This window comes from Sphingobacterium sp. DR205, assembly GCF_011064245.1.
Classification (GTDB): domain Bacteria; phylum Bacteroidota; class Bacteroidia; order Sphingobacteriales; family Sphingobacteriaceae; genus Sphingobacterium; species Sphingobacterium athyrii.
Map to the genome: position 1 here is coordinate 1799571 of NZ_CP049333.1, position 20490 is coordinate 1820060.

Below are 20490 nucleotides of genomic sequence, written 5' to 3' on the forward strand. Positions count from 1 at the left end.
ATCAAAAGAAACTACATCATCCAGATCGGCATACCAATCCAACCATTTACAGACAGTAGTGCAACCAGGTAGCATAAAAAGAAATTACAGAGCGCTAAGAGCAGACGCAACCATTTGGGGCTTAGTTGAAACCAACGCTTATAGAGAAGTAAACTACTGACCATAACTAATATTGCAAATAAGAGCATGCCCAGAAAAATGGAAAAACTTGTTGTATTACAAGAGGTAAACAACTCCTTGTGACTGGCATCTGTCAATCCCATGAGACGATAGGCTGCAATAAAACAACAGGTCCCTACTGTTGGCAATAAAGGAATTCCGAGGTCCATCAGGTTCATTTTTCGAAAAAGTGTAAGCACTATTCCCACCAGACTAAAGATCATATAAATCGAAATGGCACAAAAACCTAGATAGATAGGAATCTTTTGTATTAAAAGGGAAGCCCGGGACACTTTTCGATAGAAACTATTGCCATAACCTTGAAAGAAAGGTTGACCATTGGAATCTTTGGCTAATACAAAAGAAGGGAGAATATCATCTTTTGCGCGAAATATGCCATCGCCCAGATGGACAAGAGAATCTATCTGTCCATTCTCTTTTTTGACGAGGAGTCGATCTTTGCTGATCTCCCTTAATTCAATGCCGCCAAAGATCCGCCGATAGAATTCCCAACGGTCATTTTTGGGATTCATAAATTGGTAGTAACCTAATAGCGGTTTTATTTTTTGCTCATCTATTGGTAGACTGACTGGTTTCCGAGCGGCAATGTCCTTTGTCAGAAATTCTTCGATAGCCTGCGAGATTGGCCACATATTGACGACACTATTGGCTGCTATGGCATAGGCTAAACCAGCTTCACGGTTAAAAAATAGCCAGGATACAAAACCTTCCCCTTTGCCGTTGTGGCCTCGCAGGCTAACCTTTTTATTATTCGGAAATAGATCATTTCCCAAGGCATAGCCAGTCTGTAATCCCGCCTGGCTGGCCAAAGTACTGTGGATAGTCTCCATCTCCTTTAAATAAGCATTATTTAGTAGTGTGCTGTCGGCATTGCCATTGAGCAGATAAAGCATAAATTTGGCCATATCATGGGCATTTGATACCAGTGCACTTCCAGCTCCATTGCTACCTGGCTGATAGAATGGCATTGGCCTGAATTCACCATCTTGAAAATCATAACCTATGGCGAAGTTAGGCCTGCGTGCTCCATTCCGATCAAATAAGCTATTGTGCATATTCAGTGGCAAAAAAATCTGCTCGTGTAGATACTTATCCCAAGGCATGTCCGTCACTTTTTCAATGATATAGCCCAGTACATTGTAACCCGGGTTTGAGTAGGACATCATCGTTCCGGGCTTCCAGCGAACGGTCAGTGAATTGCTGACAGCCTTGATCGCGTTAATACCAAGTAGAGGTTTTTCGCTTATGTTTATCATACTATTGAGCTGCACATCATCAAAGCCTGCTGTATGTTCTAGGAGGTGAACCACCCTAACTGGATCTGTATCTTCCCAACGATTGCTGAATGGAATTTCAGGTGCTATATCGCGAATATGGTCGCTGAGTTTAAGCTTTCCTTTAGCAATCAATTGTTGTATGCCCATAGCCACGAAAAATTTGGTAACGGAGGCAAAGTGAAATTGGGTGAGCTGATCTACGGGACGGTGTTTCTGAAGGTCTGCATAGCCCAGTCCGCCAGAATAAAGAATGCTATCATTTTTAACAATCGCGACCATCAGACCCGGGATGTTTTCCTTTTGTATAACGGTTTCGAGCTGTTTATGCAGTTGCGCAATGGTGGTATTGGAATTTACCTGTGCTGCTGCTGTGAAATAATTTACTGCAATGAGTATCGCGATATAGAAAGTTTTTAAGTTGATCATAAGCTTTTTCTTTTTTACAAATTAGCAATGATCTTTCCTGAACCTGTCCGTCTCCATCCAAGCGGATAATTCAGGGAATTTCTAGTTCATTAAATATGCGGAGTAACAGGTAAGTAATCATTATACATTTAGAAGGAAGGAGTGCTATGGTATTTAGATAATTTATTATATTAAATTGCGGCAATCTTGCTCTACGCTTTCATGGCCATTGAAATCTTGGATCAGTTAAAAAATCTTTGTATGTTAAGGTTGTTAAGAAGACTGTAATTTTGCTTTTTTCACTGGCAGAAAGTGTAATGCCTGCTCTACCATTTTGCTGTAATTGTTTATCCAGATTTGAATTTCGCTTTACTAATTGGTATGTTTATGTCAAAAACACAGGCAATAAGATCAGATATTCTCAGAAGAGCAATGAAATTAATATACAGGCAAGGTTTTCAATCCAAAAGTATTGATGACATCTTGGCTACGCCACATGTGACCAAGGGGGCCTTTTACTATCATTTCAAAAATAAAGAAGAGATGGGAATAAGACTATTTCTCGGCTATATGAATTAAACAAGCTACTTTATCAAGAATATACTTCCTATAAGCTGGACTCTGCTATTGCCTATACTAGAGAGAATCTACAGTTGGCCATTAAGAACAGTGTTGTTTATCGGATCAATGAAAGCAATTTTGATCTCGCTGCATTTTACTTTACAGCAGGTATATATATTGACGCTTATAAGATATTGGCCACCGCAGAGAAGAGCAAGCTTCCAAGAGAACCATTGGTCAAGGTCAATTGGTACAGAATAAAAATTTAAAACAGAACGAGGTTTGGTAAATATTATCCTAACCTTCATATTTTAGCACTCATTTAGAACACATGAAAGCACTAATATTTATCGCGCTGAAGAAAGCGGTCCTAGCTATATTATTGGTAACAACAACAAGTAGTATTTTTGCACAAAATGGAAGTAAAAGACCGAATATTGTCTTTATTATGGCCGATGATCTTGGCTACGGCGATCTCGGGGCCTATGGGCAGGTTAAGATTGAAACCAAACATATCGATTCATTGGCCAGCTCAGGTATGAAGTTTGACAACTTTTATGCAGGCACTTCCGTCTGTGCGCCATCACGTTCGTCTTTGATGACCGGTCAGCATACAGGACACACTTACGTCAGGGGCAATAAAGAGATTGAACCAGAGGGTCAAGAGCCATTGGCCGATTCAGTGCAGACTATCGCTATGTTATTACAAAAGGCCGGTTACACCACTGGTGCCTTTGGCAAATGGGGATTGGGCATGGTGGGTACAACTGGAGCGCCTGACCAGAAAGGATTTGACGAATTTTATGGATACAATTGTCAACGTCAATCCCATCGTTATTATCCCACTCATCTTTGGCACAATACAAAGCGCATAGAGCTTGATGGCAATGGGTTGATGGCACAGGGTGAATATGCTCCGGCATTGATTCAGGAGAGAACCCTCGCTTTTATCGATGCCAACAAAGATAAACCTTTCTTTCTTTATGTGCCCACGGTACTACCGCATGCTGAACTCGCAGGGCCTGAGGATGAGTACTATAAGCAATACGCTCAAAAGTTTGATGAAAAGCCTTACCGAGGAAACGATTATGGTTCCAAAGCAACAGTCCCTGGGTACAACAGTGTCGAAAAGCCCCATGCGATGTATGCCAGTATGGTAAGTCGGATGGACGCATATGTAGGACAAATTGTTGAACGATTACGTCGAAATAACCTGCTTGATAATACAATTATTATATTCACCAGTGATAATGGGGCACATAAAGAGGGCGGAGCAGATCCAAATTTTTTCAATAGCTCGGGTGGATTGCGGGGGACGAAGCGGGATCTTTATGAGGGTGGGATAAAGACACCGTTTATTGCTTATTGGCCAGGTAAAATTGCCAAAGGAAAAACGTCAAATTATTTAGGTGCTTTTTGGGATATTATGCCAACGCTGGCTGATCTAGCAAAAACAGACCATCCAAGATATACGGATGGAATTTCTTTTGTGCCGACATTGCTGGGTTATAGTAAAAAGCAAAAGCAGCATGACTATCTCTATTGGGAGTTCCATGAGGATGGAGGACGTCAGGCCGTCCGTAAAGGTGATTGGAAACTTATTTTGCAGAAAGTTATGAGCGGTTCACCAACAATGGAATTGTACAATCTCAAGAAAGATCCAAAAGAGCAGCATAATATTGCTATCGACAATCCAAAAAAGGTAATGGAATTACGTAGTCTGATCGAAAAAGCTCATGTTGAAAGCTCTATTTTCCCTTTGATTACTAAGCTTCAATAAATTCAAACTTTTAAATATTAAATTAGCCCAATCTTTTTATAAAAAGATTGGGCTAATTTGTTTTAGTTTACATCGTCATAATCAATTAAAAGTATTTACATGGCCAAGTTCGAAATTATAAGCTGCATTGTAGCGGGTTATCAAATTCACTGAATTTGTACTTGGCCATGTCTATAAACGAAATGTAATTTTATGATAAGACAGCAAAAAGACTTAAGATCAAACATCAAAATTGGAAAGCAGATTTTTGAAAACATTCCATATGAGGTTAGACCAGGCTGGTCAGGATTTATTTTGTCGCGTTTTGATAGCTATGTTAATCAGATTTTTAGATCAGTATGTTAACTTTGATATGGCAGTGATGTTTGAGACACCAACAAAGCGAGCTCCCTGCGTAGCGGTTGCTTTATTGACCTCAACTTTATAAACATAGAAGTTACCTTCGTTATTTTTCATCACATAGTAAGCTAAATTTCCCTGGCTATCCACGTAAGTCTTGTTATCATAAGGCATTTGTGCGTGATTTGGAATACCACTTACAGCAGTGTATGTTTTGCCGATGACATCAATTATTGCCAAGTTGACAATTCCGCCAGAGACAGCACCCACCTCGCTTGTTTGGTACATGGTCATGAGGAATTTACCTTCTTTAAGATAAGTGCCGCGTGCGATTTTATGTCCTGAGGCAGCTTCGACATCGAAGAAGTATGTTTTATCCACCTCATCAGTTGTTGGATTTATCTTGATAATTCCAGAGTGATTTTTTGGTGTGAGCGCTTTATTCAGTGCATTTCCCGAAGTAGACCAAGCATATACATCACCGTTGGAAATTTTTTCTACGCCTTGCATGCCGAACCAGTTTCCGATAGAGCCTATCCTGCCATCGCGGATTAATTTTTTGTAAGCTAAAGTAGACTTATCAAATACAGCGATCCATGCACTGTCGATATATGCTGTACTTTTACCGGTAATACCCGTGGCCGAGTTAAGAGGCATATAAAGTTTATCGCCGATTTCCTTTACGGCATTGTAATTGGCAAATTCGCCGGTTTTGAACAAGTCTAGACTAAAAGGTTTGCGTAGGGATACCTTGAAATTTTTTGCATCGTATTTGTAAAGAGTCGCTTCGGGGTTTTCAATGCCACCAGAAAGAGATACACCGACATAAGCATCGTTATTGATTGGTGTATAAGCTCCTGTAAATTCAGTATTTACCTGGGTTCCGGCTTTCTCCATCTTTCCGGCACTATTAAGTTTAAAAGCTTGTGTAGGGCCATAGTTGGCATACGTAATGCCAAAGAGTGTATTGTTTTGTACCAGAAAAGAATATGCACTGGTTTCGACGCCATTGTTCTTGATGGAAATCTCTCCTTTACTGAGATCATCAGCAGTGATGATATAATTGGCAGCCTCTCCGGCTGTACCATCAGAATAAGCAACAAATACGAATTTTTCTCCGCTGCTATTTACTATTGGAGCAGAATCGTCTTTGCTTTTACTACAAGCAGATAAAGTGGAGATAGCAATTCCTAGAAATGCAATTTTTGTATAGAATTTTAAGTTCATGATTTTGTTGAGTGTATATTATTTTGAAATTGTATATCTGAATTTGACACTAAAGTTGCGGCTTGGCTTCTGTAGCATGTAATTATCATAAAGTAAAGCGTCAGTGAGGTTTCTACCATCGATACCAACATTATATTTACCTCTGGCAAATGAGTACACGATACTAGCATCATAAGAAAGTTGCTCTGGGATAGTTTCCTTTGTACTGGTAGTACCGGCCGAGGGCCATCTTAGGAAATAGTCATGTACATAATAAACATAAGTTCCCACCTTCAGACTACTGTTTGGGAGTAATACATTCCGCCATTCATAGGAGATGTCACCATGTCCAAATAGGTAGGGGATATTAGGCAGACGGTCCTTATAGAATATGCTGACATCAGTTGTACTTGTCTCATATTTTGTTTTATTACGAAGGTTTTGATAAGTTAAGCTCCCACTGATATTAAATCTTTGGTCATAAGCATAGTGAATTTCGAGATCGCCCCCGAGGTTATTGACATCGCGCTGATTTTGTGCCATCTGCGTCATATTTCCATTATTATTGGACGCTGAATTTACATAGCGGATAAAGTCTTTAGCCTGACGGTATATGCCATCAACGCTAACAGCGAGGGCATTCTTTTCATTCCACAGAAAAGTATGGTTAATGTTGAGGTTGAAGTTGTGTGAAGATTCCGGTTTTAATTGCGGGTTGGCCGTGAGGTTGATCACATCACCAAAAAGTTCGTCTACCGTGGGCATACGATACGTTTTCTCATAGGAAAACTTGATTTGTGAATTATTGTCCAGCGCATATGAAGAGGCTAATCCATAACCCAGCATATTTTGCCGGTCCTGATAGTCACTATATAGGTTATTGTTTACCTGATAAGCGTGTACATGTTGCGCATAATATTTAACGAAAATCTGGTTGACCATGTGCTTGATATCGGCATTTCCTAAGGCAAGCCCTGTTATATTTTTTTGTAGTTTTTTGGGTTGTCTATAAAAATCATTGTCAGGTTGCAATATATTTTCCCCCTTTCGGTTATTCGAAGTAAAGGTATTATTTAGGTAGAGCGTATTGGTCGGATTGATCGCGTACTTCACGTTGAGGGCAGCATTGCTATTATTGTTTTTATAAGTGTATAATTCTTTGGATACCTCTCCGCCCTCGTCCCATGAATTTCGGCCTTTAGGGATACTTTCCCCGTACCAGTTAAATTGTCGGTATACCGTATCTACATTTTTTTCCTTGCCCAGATTAAAGCTTCCACGTAAGCTGAGATCCAATCCCTCTATCAAAAAGTTATCTTTTTTATAGTAGACGGATGGCAGTACAATGGTACCCTCCCTAAAGCGTGCTCCAAACACATCATCCATACGATTACCGGTTTGTATGTCCGCATGATTATCGCCCACCTGTAAGCCTACAAGAAATTGATCAGCCCACTTTTTGTTGCTCAAGCCGACGTTCAGGCCCAGCATCTGGTTATCATATTGATCGTGGAAGCGTCTTACACGATCTGCCACAGTTACCCCAGTTTCAATATCAGGTACGACATTGATGTCAACCCAATAATTATTTTTGGAATAATTTTTATACGCATTTAGTTCTACAGTGAATCCATTTTTAGCAATATATCCCAGATTTACGTTAGCGCGGTGCGTATTAAAAGAGCCCAGCGAATATGAAGCATCTAAAAAGTTACCAGCCTTTGTATTCTTTACTAGATTAATTGCTCCGCCTAATGCGTCGCCACCCAGCCATACCGGTACAACACCCTTGTAAACTTCAATTTGATTGATATAATTGATCGGAATATTGTTTATCTGGAATGAACTGCCGTAATTGTCAATGGGGAGTCCGTCCAGAAATAGTTTTACTTGATTGCCCGTAAATCCATTGAGACTTATTGCTGTCTGTGATCCCATACCACCAGACTCACGGACACGGACGCCCGAAACACGGTTGATCAGTTGCCCGACATCCATGGATGTGTTGTGCAATTTGGTCGCGTCCAGTGCGGTTACGTTGAAAGACTGCTTATTGACTTCGTCTACTTTACTCAATCCTAATATTTCAATTGCTTCTAACGTATTGATTTGCTCTTGGAGCATAAACACTCTGATCCCTCCGGCCACTTCGTTGCTTGAAATCTTGTCTGTTAAGATTTTTTTTCCAATGGAAGAAATGCGCAAGCTGAACGTACCGTTTTTAGGAATAGAAATGTTAAACTGACCCTTTGCGTTCGTTGTACTCACATTTTTCCCGTCGACCATAACCGTCGCATTTGCTAGAGGACTGTTGCTTTCGTCAACGACCAGACCTTTCATTGTCGGTTTGAGATCTGTAGACTGCGAGAATGCTGGAAGACTATATAAACATATAGCAATGATTGCTGCTAAAATGTAATTAATATACCTGCCAGCATATTTTGAATTGTTAGATATATACATTTATTTAGATTGATTAAAAATTGCAGTCAAATATAAAGAGAAAGACATGGCTTATGCAAGCTATTTCAAGAAAATATTTATTATTGAAATCCAGTGTGACCTTCATTCGATCTGATGGCTAGGGTTTTAGCCCATTCTCTAGGGGCCTTTTGGAGCATATTAAGGCCGTATGCAGCAAATTGGGATTGATTAGAGCTACTAAAGATATTTGTTTCTGAGATGGCCATGATTAATTCTATGAAACAGATCATTAATCGGTATTAAAGTGGAGGGGAGTGCCACCACCCAATGCAGAACCCTGAATACTTTGAAAAGATTGTAGCTCAATTGGTAAATCTGCTTTTCAATATAAGTTAAGTCTCAGGTTTTTCAGTTAAGATCAATGTAAACAGACTAAAGAACAAAAAGCATGAGATGTATGGTAGATGAGATTTTGAGCTACTCAGGAGAAAAGTTTGCCTTTCACAAACTGGATAGGTGCATAAAAATTGGCGGAGAACCATTCTGATTTACCGATTACACATTTCAATGTTTCGTTGTTTTGTGTGATTATTTGTATACTTCGATAAGGATATTCCCCAACATATTTATTCAATCCTAATTCTTTTTTGATTTTTCTATTATTATCCTCTTAACATCATGGTTGCTATTGTATTTCAGTTTCTCTGAACCGCATATCCCACAGGTCCAAACTGCATATTTAAATGGTTTTTTGAATTGAAATTTATTTTTTGTTATAGGGTTATTTAGGTTTTTACAAGTCTCACAATACCATTTGGCGCGTTCTTCGGGAAATATATTTAATTCTTCCATTTCGACGAAGATTTTCATTTCCTCCAAGATGAATTCTTTGGAATTTTCTAGTGTAAGTTCGGTATTATAAAGGGTTGAATTGCTATACCTCAAATAATTCAAATCCTCATCAATTTCATAAAAAGCAATATACCTATAGTTATACTCGCTTGCAGATACAATTTTTAACATTTGGCTAAAAGCATAGTCTATATTGATCTCTTTTCTGATCGCTTTTTTTGCGATTGTTAAGGCATAGTTTTCGATTAGATCTTCTTCGCTTTTCTCAATATCCAGCTTCAGATCAGCAATTGATTTCCAAAAATAGATTTCGCGTTCTTCAGTAGATGCGTAATCCAAACAGCTAATACATACAGATTGTCACTCTCATAGCCCAAGGTTAAAACATTGACGGCCCAGGCAACCAGGTGTTTACTTTCAAAATACGTCAATGCTCTTTCCGCATAAATTTCAAGTGTTAATTCTTCGAGTCTCATATACTATAATCACTTATTATTATTTACTGTTGTTAGATGTTTTCGATATTGAACATAAAACTGTAAAAACTAAACAAATATATTCTAAAGGTACGCAGGGTATTTTGCGCAGTAAATTTATCACGGTATTATTTCGGAACTGAGAGGAAATTCACTCTTCTGACCACAAAGTATCCACGATCATAGACTAATGCTACAAAGCCTTTTTCGTCATTCTGTGACGAGATGGAGAAATGAGAAGTTTACGTTAGTAAAAATTGCTCTTAATTCTTCCAGGTGTCCAATTCCTAGTTCGATCAAATTTGCCTCCTTTTAATTTTTGTAGGGTTATTTGTATACAAAATCACTATATTTTGGGACCGCATAGGTGTATATCTACTCCCTGTAAATTAGTCTTTTTATTCTTTGTCATAATGCTCAGTATTCTGATATGCAATTAATTTTATTCCATCTTCAGTTACCTAGTAAATGTCTGCTTTAAGGTAGGCCATTAGTATAGGACAATGTGTTGCAATTATAAATTGCGATATCAGATGGATTAGCTGTTTTGTTCGGCTTAGCATATTTAGCTGACTAAGTGGAAAGCTACACAATTTGTGTAGTAAATTAATAATCCTGTAGTGTAGGATAATTATTCGTGTAGCGAATTATCAAAATGAAACGTTAAGAGTATTAATAACCCAAATCAATTATGAAATATTCTCTAAAACTAATTATTCTATTATTTATTTTCATTTCTGTCTCTTGTCAAGATAAAAAAGAACCATTAGGTCTTTGTGAAGATATTTACCGTCCATTAATAGTTAATATAAATTATACAGATTCAAATGGAAAGGAGCTACTTTTTGGTGACCAAGCTAAATATCCGGTAGACCAGATAAAGATCTATAAGATCATAATGAATGACATAGCTGTGCCTCTGACATTTAACATCAATAAGGATGCAAAATTTCTTACGATTAATTTGGACAAAGTTGAATCCGGGGTATTCTATATCAAACTTAACTCCAATGTTTTAGACAAAATTAGCTATACTTCAAAAATTGACGAAAAGTCGCCCTGCAAGGATTATAAACTAATAGATATAAAGCAAAATGACCTTTCCGGTCGCTATGATGAAAAAAATCAAGTGTGGATACTAAAAAAATAATCATTAAAGCATCTCTAAAAATGAAAGACTAAAACTCCGTTTCTGTTGTTATCCTATTCATCAGACGAGAGTGGAAAATCTACAAATACGGGAAACATACCTACCGAACATAAATTTGATTTAACAGGAAGCAACAGTCAGTTTTATGATGCTGTACATTCATTACTTGGCGTAAATTAGGAATTACCGTCATTTCCAACAACCAAATTATCACCGACAACTTTAGTATTTACTACGATGAAAGAAATTAATACTGATTTTATCTTGGAGGCTTATATAGGTTCATCAAGTTCGCTGGATTTTATTCCAAATGGTTATTTGGATTAGAATTATAAGTGCCTCTATAGATAAACAATAAGGGGTAAAGATAACCACCATTTGCTCACTCGATCCAAATTTAAAGATGTGCGGCTGACATACTGCCGCATCTAAGCCCTACAATTAGCCTTCCTAGAAATAACCCGCTTGTTGTAGGGGCCAGTGCCATTCGATCTGTTCAATATCGAACGACTAGTGTTCAATAATGGTCAGTATTAAAAAAGAAATTGTTTGTAGTGTGCTGTCAAATAGCGTGTTAATTTTCTTGGCAAACTATTTGGGATCCCCGTTGAAAGAAATGAATAAAAGATGGTAAAACCTTATTTCCAATATGTTCGAAAAAACTTCTAAATATGTATTGATTATCCTATTCAGTTTGCCATATATACTTACCTATGGGCAGCGTAATCAAATTATGGATAGGCCCAAAGTTGATGAGCGTATCGAGATGCTAAGTATTGTATTTAGGCTTGCGGGCAATCGAGAGTATAATTCAGACGTTTTCAAGCGTTACGTTGACCGGATCAATGAACACTATGGCCCTTTTAAAGAACACGAATTGATTACCTTTGTCAATAAGATTAAAAATGAACATGGTATAAGCTACGATGCCGTGATGAGTATGGCCGTACATCTTGATGATAAGTTTAGTCTTAAGCAAAAGAATATTGATGAAACCCTGGACAAAAGATGGAGCAGAGCTAATGCTCTTCAATTTGTTGCACTTTTAAAGAAGTTTTACAAAGACAGTAATAGTAAACGATTCTTTAAGGATAACCAACTACTGTACAATGAGGTACAAAAGCGCTTTCTTCCAATTTATGAACATATTGAGTTAGACTGGTATCCTAAATTCTACGGTAAGAAACCCTCCGAAAAGTTTTTGATTGTTAACGGTCTGGGGAATGGTGGTGGTAACTATGGGGTAGCCATTAAAAATCCTCGGGGCCACAAGGAAGTCTACGCTATTATGGGAACATGGAGTATGGATAGTCTTGGCATGGCTGAATTTCCGTTACAGAGCTATTTCCCCACATTACTTCACGAGTTTAACCACTCCTTTGTTAATTATTTATTAGAAAAAGATACCAGCATTTTTAGAGATAGCGGCGAAAAATTATATAGCGCCGTGAAGGAAAAAATGAACCGGCAGGCATACGGTAGCTGGCAAACGATGTTGAATGAGGCATTGGTTCGAGCTGCGGTTATTAAATATCAAAAAGATCACAATTTCAGCTCCGAAGAGATCTCAAAGGAAACCAATGAACAGTTAGATAGGGGATTTCTTTGGATTGAAAAACTCGTTGATGAACTTGACAACTTTGACCGTCAGCGCGACAGATATCCTACTTTAGAGAACTATATGCCTGTACTTGCCAAGGCTTATCAATCCTATGCTGCGGATATTTCTTCTTTAGATGCAACCTTTGAAGAGAGAAGACCAAAAATTGTTTCTTTTGAAGGAATTCAGGATGGACAAACCAATACCAGCAGCATGTTAGGGCAGTTGAAGATAAATTTCGATAGACCCCTGTTGGGGCAAGGACGGTCATTTAGGGGAATTTCCAAAGAAAGTTTTCCGATAATAAAAGGCCATCGCTATTCCTCAGATAAGAAATCCGTGCTTATAGATTGGGAATTGGAACCAAACAAAACCTATGAGATCATTATTACAGGAACTGCATTCAGGACTGCCGACGGTATACCGATGAAAGATCGTTATCTAAAATTCAGTACAAATTAAATATGATAGTTAATAAATTTTAAAAGATTATAAATAATGAAAATAAAAAATACCAGTAATTCCGAACATTATATTTGGGGAGAGAATTGTGATGGATGGCACTTATTGAAATCTGATTCTTTAAGTATAATCCAAGAAAAAATGCCACCTGATACTGAAGAAAGTTTGCACTTTCATACTAAAGCACAGCAATTCTTTTATATCCTTAAAGGAACAGCAACTTTCGAGGTTGATAACGAAATTTATTCCGTTGAAGAAGGAAGTGGATTTCATATTCAAGCAAATGAAATACACAGAATTTTCAACCGAACTACCGAGGATTTAGAATTTGTTGTGATTTCAGAACCTAAATCTCATGGAGATCGAACTAATCTATGATAGACCTTATTGAGAGATATAAAGAGCAACAGCATGCTCAAACTTACCGATGCCTAACAACTGGATAGGTTCCATAATGTAAAGCTAGCTGAGTTTGGCTTCTCTTGTTAGTTTACTTTTGTCTATGCCTAAGTCATTACTGAACCAATCAGTCAATATTTCTTCAATTTCGCTTTTATTAAAAGTCTTTGGGTTGCGTCTAGATTTGAAATAATTTTCACTTGTCATTTTTTTTGCTACTTGACCAATAGTTTGTAGGTCAAGTATGGTACCGAATTTATTTGCAAACCAAAGTCCAGCATTTGAAAATGAAAGTCCTGCAAGTCCGATCTGCCAATTAAAGAATAGAGCGACGCAAGATACAATAAGTAGAATCCCAAGTGTCACTGATGCCCAGTAGGGTGGTCGTAAGATATGAAGTTTAAAACCAAGGTGCACTTCCAATTTTTTTACCAGAGAACGTCTGCTTTGTTTTGGTAGAAGGTCAACGAGAGCAGAACTGGTTGTGATTGTTTTGTGGTCTATTTGAAACGTTGATGCCATTGCATCACGAAGCCTATAAAAAGCCTGTTGGCTTGTGCAGTCGTTGGAATGTTCCAGTTGGATTTTATTGGCGATGTGATCACACAGTTCACCAAAAGTGAAGATGTGCATCAGTTCGGTGCTCCCAAACTTCATGTCAAATGATTTTTCAACTTTAACAAGTAAATCACTAATGTCGTCTGGATCTACATTTTCAAGCTCGTCGTCTGCCATCATATTGCTATTATCAATTGGTTGCCAAATACGAATATTCTGTAAAAATAGCATTTAGTATTAATTTTTTATACGCAATTGAAAATTCTGTTCCATTTAATAATCCGAGAACCTATTCAAGCCGTGTTGACGATCACCCAATGTTGCTATTGGTATTAAGCTATCCAAGTGCCCTCATATTTAACAACCTTCCATTTGCCTTTTGTTTTTTCTAGAATAAAATACCATCCTTGGCCACACAATCCACCACATATATATTCCACAGAAATAAATGCTTTTTGGCTGTGATGTGTCATAATATATCGTCAATATCAAAATTCCTCAAGTAGCTCATGCAATAAGGAAAATAAAGTTAGAAGACAGCGAATGACAGTTATTTTTGTTATTGAAACCCAGCGTAGCATACAGACCAATCTCTAACAGCATGCTAGTTTTCGAAACTCTTATTTTCAATTTGATTAATTAATATGTTTTTTGTCCAGCAAAATTTTTTGGTCGCTTGTATATAAAATTTACACTCCTGTTAATCCTTACATTTAGATAATATGGCGATATGCTTCGTCCAACTAATTTCTCCAACCAATGGTTGGATATTCGGATTATCATTATATTCATTATAAAATAGAGTCATATACCACAGGTTTGTTGTCGAAAATCCACTTATATCCGGAAACTTCTTTTGAAGCTCAGTAGATAGTTTTTGGACTATTGATCTTTTCGCCGCCCCTCTTTCTGCTTGAGCGTTATTGCTTTGCCAATGTTCCAGTATATGCAGCTGATTGTTAACGACTTTTAAAGAATCATATTGTGCCTTTTTGATACGGTCTTTTTTTTACAAAAAAATCCTGTTCAAGCTTGCTTAAGTTCATGGTTAAACACATGAATTCTATAAAAAAAATGAATATAAACGAAAAATGATGTGACTGCATTTTTCGTAGCGTTCTTGAAAACTGGCTCGAATTTCGGGATATGTACATTTCATTTTGAAATAACCTTGCATTTATATAGATTTAATATGAGTTTTGTTGCTTAGACCAAGTGTAACCTAGGGAAAATATAACCATGGATTTAAATGCAGTTCCATTGAGTCTTGATGAATTTCATCGCTTTAAATTGGGAGACGAAAAGGTTTTTAAAAAGATTTTTGATTTTTACAGACCTTTGATGTATCACAAAGTACGTCGTGTATGTACTTCCGACCTAGACGTGGAGGAGATTACGCAGGAGATTTTTGTACAGCTTTTTTTGAAACGCAATTCAATCCCCTCTACGGAAGCCATCTTTCCATTTTTATTTTTAGTAGCGAAACGAATGGCTATCACTTTGTTTCGAAAAGAACTATCGAGACAAAAATATCAAGCGTCGCACTTGGCTGAATGGGATGAATTGAGCGATGAATTGGAACGGAAGATCGCTCATAAAGATCTGGATAAAATACTTCAAACAATTGTATCCCGTTTACCACCGCAACAGCAGATTGTTTTTAACAAAAGCAAAATAGATGAGATGAGCTATGCTGAAATTTCCGAAGAAATTGGTATTTCCAAAAATACCGTCCGTAACCACCTCGTAGCAGCATGCCAGTTTGTACGTTTGAAACTTGATAGTTTACTTCTAATCTTTTTTTTAATAAAAAATATCTTTTGACTAGTTCATTCTATCCGGTTGTACGAATATTATTATAGAGTACAATAGATAAGGATGTCCAAAGTAGAAGCATATAAAATCATTATCAGTCAGTTTTTGGCAAAAACATTAGACGAGCGTGCAAAGGAAAATTTTGCCAACTATCTCAATGATCCAGATTTTTTGGAAGCATGGCAACAGCTTTTGGAGGAGGGAGAGATAGAGCAGTCTCCAAACAATCGAATTGCGCATGATAATCTTTTTAAGACAATCATTCAAGATAAACGAATAAAAGATCAAGTTGTATCCAGCTCGGATAAAAAGAAATCAACAATCTATATGCTAAGATATGTCCGCATAGCAGCCATGTTACTACTCGTCGGTATATCTGCTTCGATCTTCTTTTATGTGCAAAAAAATAGACATGAAAGTCAATCGGTGGCTGCCAATTCACTAGCTGTAGTTCCAGGTTCCCAAAAAGCCGAAATAATTTTAGAAAATGGAGAGCGGATAGATCTCGAAAAACTAAAATTAGATACGGTCATCGATAATGGTGCATTTGAGATTATAAAATCGGACAAAGGCATTATATCTTATCGCTTGAAGAACTCAAAAGCTGGTAATCAGCAGACAGCGTATAATACAATCGTTACACCACGGGGAGGGGAATATAAACTACTGTTGGCGGATGGTACAAAGATCTGGCTGAATGCCGCCACTACACTACGTTATCCGATTAGTTTTAATGGCGATGAGAGAAAAATCCAACTACAGGGTGAAGCTTATTTTGAAGTCTCCAAACGAGTTCACCATGGAAGGCGCGTCCCCTTTATTGTCAATACGGGAAATCAGACATTGGAGGTTTTGGGAACATCTTTTAACCTTCAGAACTATGGGAAATCGATCGTGACAACCTTGGTAGAAGGCAAGGTGAAGTTAAATGTTCACGATAGCCCACAGGACAACCTATACCTAAGTCCTGCTGAACAGGCCGTGCTACATTTTACGAACAAAAACTTTTTAAAGACTGCAGTTGACCCGCGCTACTTCACCGCATGGAAAGAAGGAAAATTTGCTTTCTATAATACATCTATTGACGAAGTCATGGAAATTATCAGTAGATGGTATGACGTGGAAGTTCACTTTGATTATCGTCCCGAAAATTTTGCGTTCTCGGGCACTGTGTCAAGATATGATGATATCAACAAATTGCTCCGTACAATCGAATTAGTCGGAGATATTCACTTTGAAGTAAAAGGGAGGAAAATTTATGTGAAAAGATAACCAATTAAGAAGATTTCAGGAGCGTTGCGATCGCTCCTGAATTTTGTCTTCGAAAAGACTAGTTGAAAAAGATTTAATAGACTTAAAAACCATTACAACCGTATGCAAAAGTACAAAAAAAAACGGTATGGAGACCCTATGCCTAAAAGTACGATCTCTACCAAAAAAGAATTTGCTATGAAAATGTCATTAGCGATTCCCTTGTTGCTGGCCTCTAACCTCCAGTTGAGTGCAATTACATTTGGACAAGGAGTCAATTTCCAAAAGAAGAATGCTAAGCTCGAAACCATATTAAAGGTTTTTGAAGAGCAGAGCGGTTACAATATTCTGTATAAAGCCGCTCTGCTAAACGACGCTAAACGCATCGATGTCAACTACAAGAATGTACCTTTCGAACACGCACTGAAAGATGTTCTTGCAAACTATCAGATTGTCTATAAGATAATGGACAACAATGTCGTATTAAGCAGGCCAGCTTCTACACCAACAGCAACCTCATGGAATCGCTATGTTGCAGGTCTCAATCATACTGTTGTCCTCCAACAGCGCAGTATAGCTGGGAACGTTGTTGATTCGAAGGGAAACCCAATTAGTAATGTCACTATAACGGAAAAAGGTACGGAAAATCGAATAACCAGCGATGAAAATGGCCAATTTGAGATTCGTCTCAAAACAAACAATGATCAGCTTATATTTTCGATGCTTGGCTACCAGTCCAAGGAAATTAATGTAAGTGGACAAAATAAGATTCAAGTTAGGCTCGATATGGCTATCACAGCCATGGATGAAGTTGTGGTAGTCGGTTATGGAGAACAAAAAAAGGTCAATCTAACAGGGGCAGTTAGCCAGATATCGGGCAAGGAATTTGAAGATCGTCCTGTCACACAACTTACCCAAGCGCTGCAGGGCAATATTCCCAATCTCAATATTGTCTTTGGGTCCGGGAAACCAGGTACCAGCGGTTCGGTAAATGTACGCGGGAATACCTCCATCAACGGCGGTGGTCCTTTGATCTTGATCGATGGTATCTTAGGAACATTGGACCGTGTCAACCCCAATGACGTAGAATCAGTCACGGTACTCAAAGATGCATCGGCAGCGGCTGTCTATGGGGCGCGTGGTGCTTTTGGTGTCGTTTTGGTCACAACCAAAAAAGGTGGTAAAAATGGAAAGACCTCCATTGAATATAATAACAATATTGGTTTCACCACTCATGCCACCAACACTGATTTTATAACCAGTGGTTATTGGAATGCCAAGATCAATGATGACGCCATGTACAATGCATTGGGGTATCGGACCACACGCTATACGGATGAAGATTATGAAGAATTGCTAGCACGTGTTAACGATAAGACCGAAAATCCAGATAGACCTTGGGTCGTAGTCAAGAAAGATGCCAGCGGCAATGACATCTATCGGTACTATGCCAACTTCGATTGGTTCAACTATTTGTACAAAAAGACAAGACCAAAAAACGAGCATAATCTTTCTTTTTCCGGATCTTCGGGCAATACGCGTTATGCGGTATCTGGTTCCAAAGCGAGTGAACAGGGGATATTCAATATTGATCCCGATAAATTTGGACGCTACAATCTCCGGGCAAATATCGCGTCAGATATCCGGAGCTGGCTGACCATCAGTAATAGTACACACTTTTTCAAATCTACCTATGACTGGGCAGGATTGGAAAATAATTTCAGTACTGTTGCCAACAACGTAAGCAATAGTCCTACTTACCATTACCATGCGATGTACGTGCCGCGAAATCCGGATGGCACACTTACTGGTTATTCCGGTATCAATAGCTACCCCATTGGGTACGGCCTGCACAATGCACTCGAAAGCGGCACGATGCGGGGGTACACACGCGGTACCGAATTTACCAACATGACTGAAGCGGTGCTGAAATTGGGAAAAGGTTTATCCCTAACAGGAAACTATTCTTATCGTGAATATCGTTCTGACTATTCCTATAGACAGACCAAACAGTACTATTCGAAATATCCCGGACAGCTCGAATTGTCTTCTCTAGGTGCCCTGAACCAAGATAAGCTTCGCGAAAATATGGGCAAATATGCTTGGCATTTTATAAACATTTTCGCCACTTACCAAAAAGATTTTGGCTATCACCACCTTACTATGATGGGCGGTTTTAATCAAGAAGATCGTTTTTACAAGCGGATTGGAGGAATTGGTCAGGATCTATTGTCCGAAAATTTAAACGATCTTGATTTGGTGATCGGGGAGAAGCAGTTTGAAGCAGGTGGCGACGAGTGGGCAGTACGTGGTGGGTTTTATCGTGCCAATTACGATTACAAAGGCAAATACTTGCTAGAAGTCAGTGGTCGTTACGATGGTACTTCGCGTTTTCCGAAGCATAGCCGTTTTGGATTCTTTCCATCCTTTTCTGCAGGTTGGCGTATCAGCGAAGAGAAATTCTTTGCTCCGCTAAAGGATAAGGTTAATAATCTAAAAATCAGGTATTCGTATGGTTCCCTTGGTAATCAGGAAGTGGATACCTATGCTTATATTTCATCGATGGGTACGGGCCAGATCTCTTATTTAGTTAATGGTCAGAAATTAAATGTCGCCAATAGTCCCGCACCAGTAGCACCCACACTGACCTGGGAAGAAATCACGACTAGCAACATAGGTCTCGACTTTAGTTTATTCAATAATAAACTGGATTTTCAATCTGATTTTTATGTCCGGCAGACCAAAGGTATGCTCAGTAAAGGTAAGACCCAGCCGGCGGTATTTGGCGCATCCGAGCCCAAAGAGAATGCAGCCGATTTAAAGACCAAAGGCTTTGAGCTTTCTCTTTTATGGAAGGACCGTTTTGATGTCGGCGGAAGACCTTTTAATTATTCCGTGCGAGCGATGCTATCCGATTATCAAGCTGAAATCACCAAGTTTGCCAACGATGCCGGACTGTTGAGTAATTATTATAAAGGACAAAAATTGGGCGAAATATGGGGCTATCATTACGACGGATTTTTTAAGACAACCGAAGAGGCACAGGAATATGCCAAGCATGTAAACCAAGATCAGATCAATAGGCGTCGTGTGCAAGCTCCCACGGCCGACCTGCGTATGCTTCAAGCAGGAGATATCAAGATATTGGATCTTAATGGCGATGGCATCATTGATGCCGGAGATAATACGCTGTCTAATCCCGGAGATCGCACAATCATCGGTAACGATCAGCCACGTTACTCTTATGGATTAAATCTAGGAGCGAATTGGAATGGCATTGACCTGTCCGCATTTTTTCAGGGTATTGGCAAACAAAACTGGTATCCTAACCTAGAAGCACAAGCTTTTTGGTCCGTTTATGCGAGACCATACGATTCATTTATTCCGTCCAATTTCCAGGATAAAATATGGGCACCAGAGAATCCAGATGCTTATTTTCCATTTTTACGGGGCTATACAGCGCAAAACTCTGAACTTTCTGTCGCCAATGATATGTATATACAAAATATTGCCTACCTAAAGTTGCGTAATCTGACTGTAGGCTACACCTTTCCTGTTGCACTTACCGAAAAGGCAAAAATAAATAAACTACGTCTATTCTTTAGTGGAGAAAACCTACACACTTGGACCAAATTGAAGACCGATTATATTGATCCCGAACAAGTAATGAGCGATAATACAGGTAGGAGTTACCCTGTAGGCCGCGTCTATTCTTTTGGCGCTCAGTTGTCTTTTTAGTTTGTGCGTGTAAATTT

Annotated in this window: 14 protein-coding genes; 8 read left to right on the top strand and 6 right to left on the bottom strand. The window is 38.6% G+C overall.

All coding sequences use genetic code 11. The annotated features are described in order from the left end of the window. Positions 1-11 precede the first annotated feature (11 nt). Positions 12-1883 carry a serine hydrolase domain-containing protein gene (locus G6053_RS07585; protein WP_165306028.1) on the bottom strand — a complete coding sequence of 624 codons (1872 nt, stop codon included), beginning with the start codon at positions 1881-1883 and terminating at the stop codon, positions 12-14. A gap of 366 nt (positions 1884-2249) precedes the next feature. Here G6053_RS07585 and G6053_RS07590 point away from each other — a divergent pair, with 366 nt between their 5' ends. Continuing rightward, positions 2250-2441, top strand: a complete 192-nt coding sequence (locus G6053_RS07590) for a helix-turn-helix domain-containing protein (RefSeq protein ID WP_165306029.1) — start codon at positions 2250-2252, stop codon at positions 2439-2441. 313 nt (positions 2442-2754) lie between these two features. After that, the gene (locus G6053_RS07595; RefSeq protein WP_108632665.1) at positions 2755-4203 is read left to right on the top strand and encodes an arylsulfatase; all 1449 of its coding nucleotides are present in this window, start codon (positions 2755-2757) and stop codon (positions 4201-4203) included. Between the two features lie 333 nt (positions 4204-4536). Here the strand turns inward: G6053_RS07595 and G6053_RS07600 are convergent, their stop codons facing one another. From G6053_RS07600 to G6053_RS07615, 4 genes are all read right to left on the bottom strand, one after another. Beyond that, positions 4537-5769: a DUF4374 domain-containing protein gene (locus tag G6053_RS07600; protein ID WP_165306030.1), complete on the bottom strand. Its 1233-nt coding sequence runs from the start codon at positions 5767-5769 to the stop codon at positions 4537-4539. 18 nt (positions 5770-5787) lie between these two features. Beyond that, positions 5788-8211, bottom strand: coding sequence for a TonB-dependent receptor plug domain-containing protein (locus G6053_RS07605; protein WP_165306031.1), 2424 nt, complete (start codon positions 8209-8211; stop codon positions 5788-5790). A gap of 597 nt (positions 8212-8808) precedes the next feature. Continuing rightward, the gene (locus tag G6053_RS07610; protein WP_165306032.1) at positions 8809-9363 is read right to left on the bottom strand and encodes a hypothetical protein; all 555 of its coding nucleotides are present in this window, start codon (positions 9361-9363) and stop codon (positions 8809-8811) included. Then, the gene (locus G6053_RS07615; protein ID WP_165306033.1) at positions 9303-9500 is read right to left on the bottom strand and encodes a hypothetical protein; all 198 of its coding nucleotides are present in this window, start codon (positions 9498-9500) and stop codon (positions 9303-9305) included. The genes G6053_RS07610 and G6053_RS07615 overlap by 61 nt, the downstream gene beginning before the upstream one ends. Before the next feature lie 691 nt (positions 9501-10191). Here G6053_RS07615 and G6053_RS07620 point away from each other — a divergent pair. The 3 genes from G6053_RS07620 (at position 10192) to G6053_RS07630 (ending at position 13090) form a co-directional block, all read left to right on the top strand. Beyond that, positions 10192-10650 (top strand): hypothetical protein, encoded by a 459-nt coding sequence (locus G6053_RS07620; RefSeq protein ID WP_165306034.1) that lies wholly within the window; start codon positions 10192-10194, stop codon positions 10648-10650. A gap of 649 nt (positions 10651-11299) precedes the next feature. Next, the gene (locus G6053_RS07625) at positions 11300-12712 is read left to right on the top strand and encodes a DUF4932 domain-containing protein (RefSeq protein ID WP_165306035.1); all 1413 of its coding nucleotides are present in this window, start codon (positions 11300-11302) and stop codon (positions 12710-12712) included. Between the two features lie 36 nt (positions 12713-12748). Further along, complete coding sequence (locus tag G6053_RS07630; RefSeq protein WP_165306036.1) at positions 12749-13090, top strand: cupin domain-containing protein; 342 nt, start codon at positions 12749-12751, stop codon at positions 13088-13090. 84 nt (positions 13091-13174) lie between these two features. On the opposite strand, the gene G6053_RS07635 is transcribed toward G6053_RS07630, so the two are convergent. Next, a complete protein-coding gene (locus G6053_RS07635) occupies positions 13175-13900 on the bottom strand; it encodes a hypothetical protein (RefSeq protein ID WP_206531886.1) in 726 nt (241 codons plus the stop codon). A 1008-nt stretch (positions 13901-14908) separates the two neighbouring features. Here G6053_RS07635 and G6053_RS07645 point away from each other — a divergent pair. The 3 genes from G6053_RS07645 to G6053_RS07655 all read left to right on the top strand — a co-directional run bounded on the left by G6053_RS07645 (position 14909) and on the right by G6053_RS07655 (position 20473). Next, positions 14909-15493, top strand: a complete 585-nt coding sequence (locus tag G6053_RS07645) for a sigma-70 family RNA polymerase sigma factor (RefSeq protein WP_165306037.1) — start codon at positions 14909-14911, stop codon at positions 15491-15493. 54 nt (positions 15494-15547) lie between these two features. Next, positions 15548-16756 carry a FecR family protein gene (locus tag G6053_RS07650; RefSeq protein WP_108632658.1) on the top strand — a complete coding sequence of 403 codons (1209 nt, stop codon included), beginning with the start codon at positions 15548-15550 and terminating at the stop codon, positions 16754-16756. A gap of 177 nt (positions 16757-16933) precedes the next feature. Next, a complete protein-coding gene (locus tag G6053_RS07655) occupies positions 16934-20473 on the top strand; it encodes a TonB-dependent receptor (RefSeq protein ID WP_165306038.1) in 3540 nt (1179 codons plus the stop codon). Positions 20474-20490: the final 17 nt, after the last annotated feature.

Coding starts and splice junctions, on each gene's coding strand:
- G6053_RS07605 (WP_165306031.1), bottom strand. CDS start 8,211: ATGTATATATCTAACAATTCAAAATATGCTGGCAGGTATATTAATTAC.
- G6053_RS07600 (WP_165306030.1), bottom strand. CDS start 5,769: ATGAACTTAAAATTCTATACAAAAATTGCATTTCTAGGAATTGCTATC.
- G6053_RS07650 (WP_108632658.1), top strand. CDS start 15,548: ATGTCCAAAGTAGAAGCATATAAAATCATTATCAGTCAGTTTTTGGCA.
- G6053_RS07585 (WP_165306028.1), bottom strand. CDS start 1,883: ATGATCAACTTAAAAACTTTCTATATCGCGATACTCATTGCAGTAAAT.
- G6053_RS07635 (WP_206531886.1), bottom strand. CDS start 13,900: ATGCTATTTTTACAGAATATTCGTATTTGGCAACCAATTGATAATAGC.
- G6053_RS07625 (WP_165306035.1), top strand. CDS start 11,300: ATGTTCGAAAAAACTTCTAAATATGTATTGATTATCCTATTCAGTTTG.
- G6053_RS07655 (WP_165306038.1), top strand. CDS start 16,934: ATGAAAATGTCATTAGCGATTCCCTTGTTGCTGGCCTCTAACCTCCAG.
- G6053_RS07645 (WP_165306037.1), top strand. CDS start 14,909: ATGGATTTAAATGCAGTTCCATTGAGTCTTGATGAATTTCATCGCTTT.
- G6053_RS07620 (WP_165306034.1), top strand. CDS start 10,192: ATGAAATATTCTCTAAAACTAATTATTCTATTATTTATTTTCATTTCT.
- G6053_RS07630 (WP_165306036.1), top strand. CDS start 12,749: ATGAAAATAAAAAATACCAGTAATTCCGAACATTATATTTGGGGAGAG.
- G6053_RS07615 (WP_165306033.1), bottom strand. CDS start 9,500: ATGAGACTCGAAGAATTAACACTTGAAATTTATGCGGAAAGAGCATTG.
- G6053_RS07595 (WP_108632665.1), top strand. CDS start 2,755: ATGAAAGCACTAATATTTATCGCGCTGAAGAAAGCGGTCCTAGCTATA.
- G6053_RS07590 (WP_165306029.1), top strand. CDS start 2,250: ATGTCAAAAACACAGGCAATAAGATCAGATATTCTCAGAAGAGCAATG.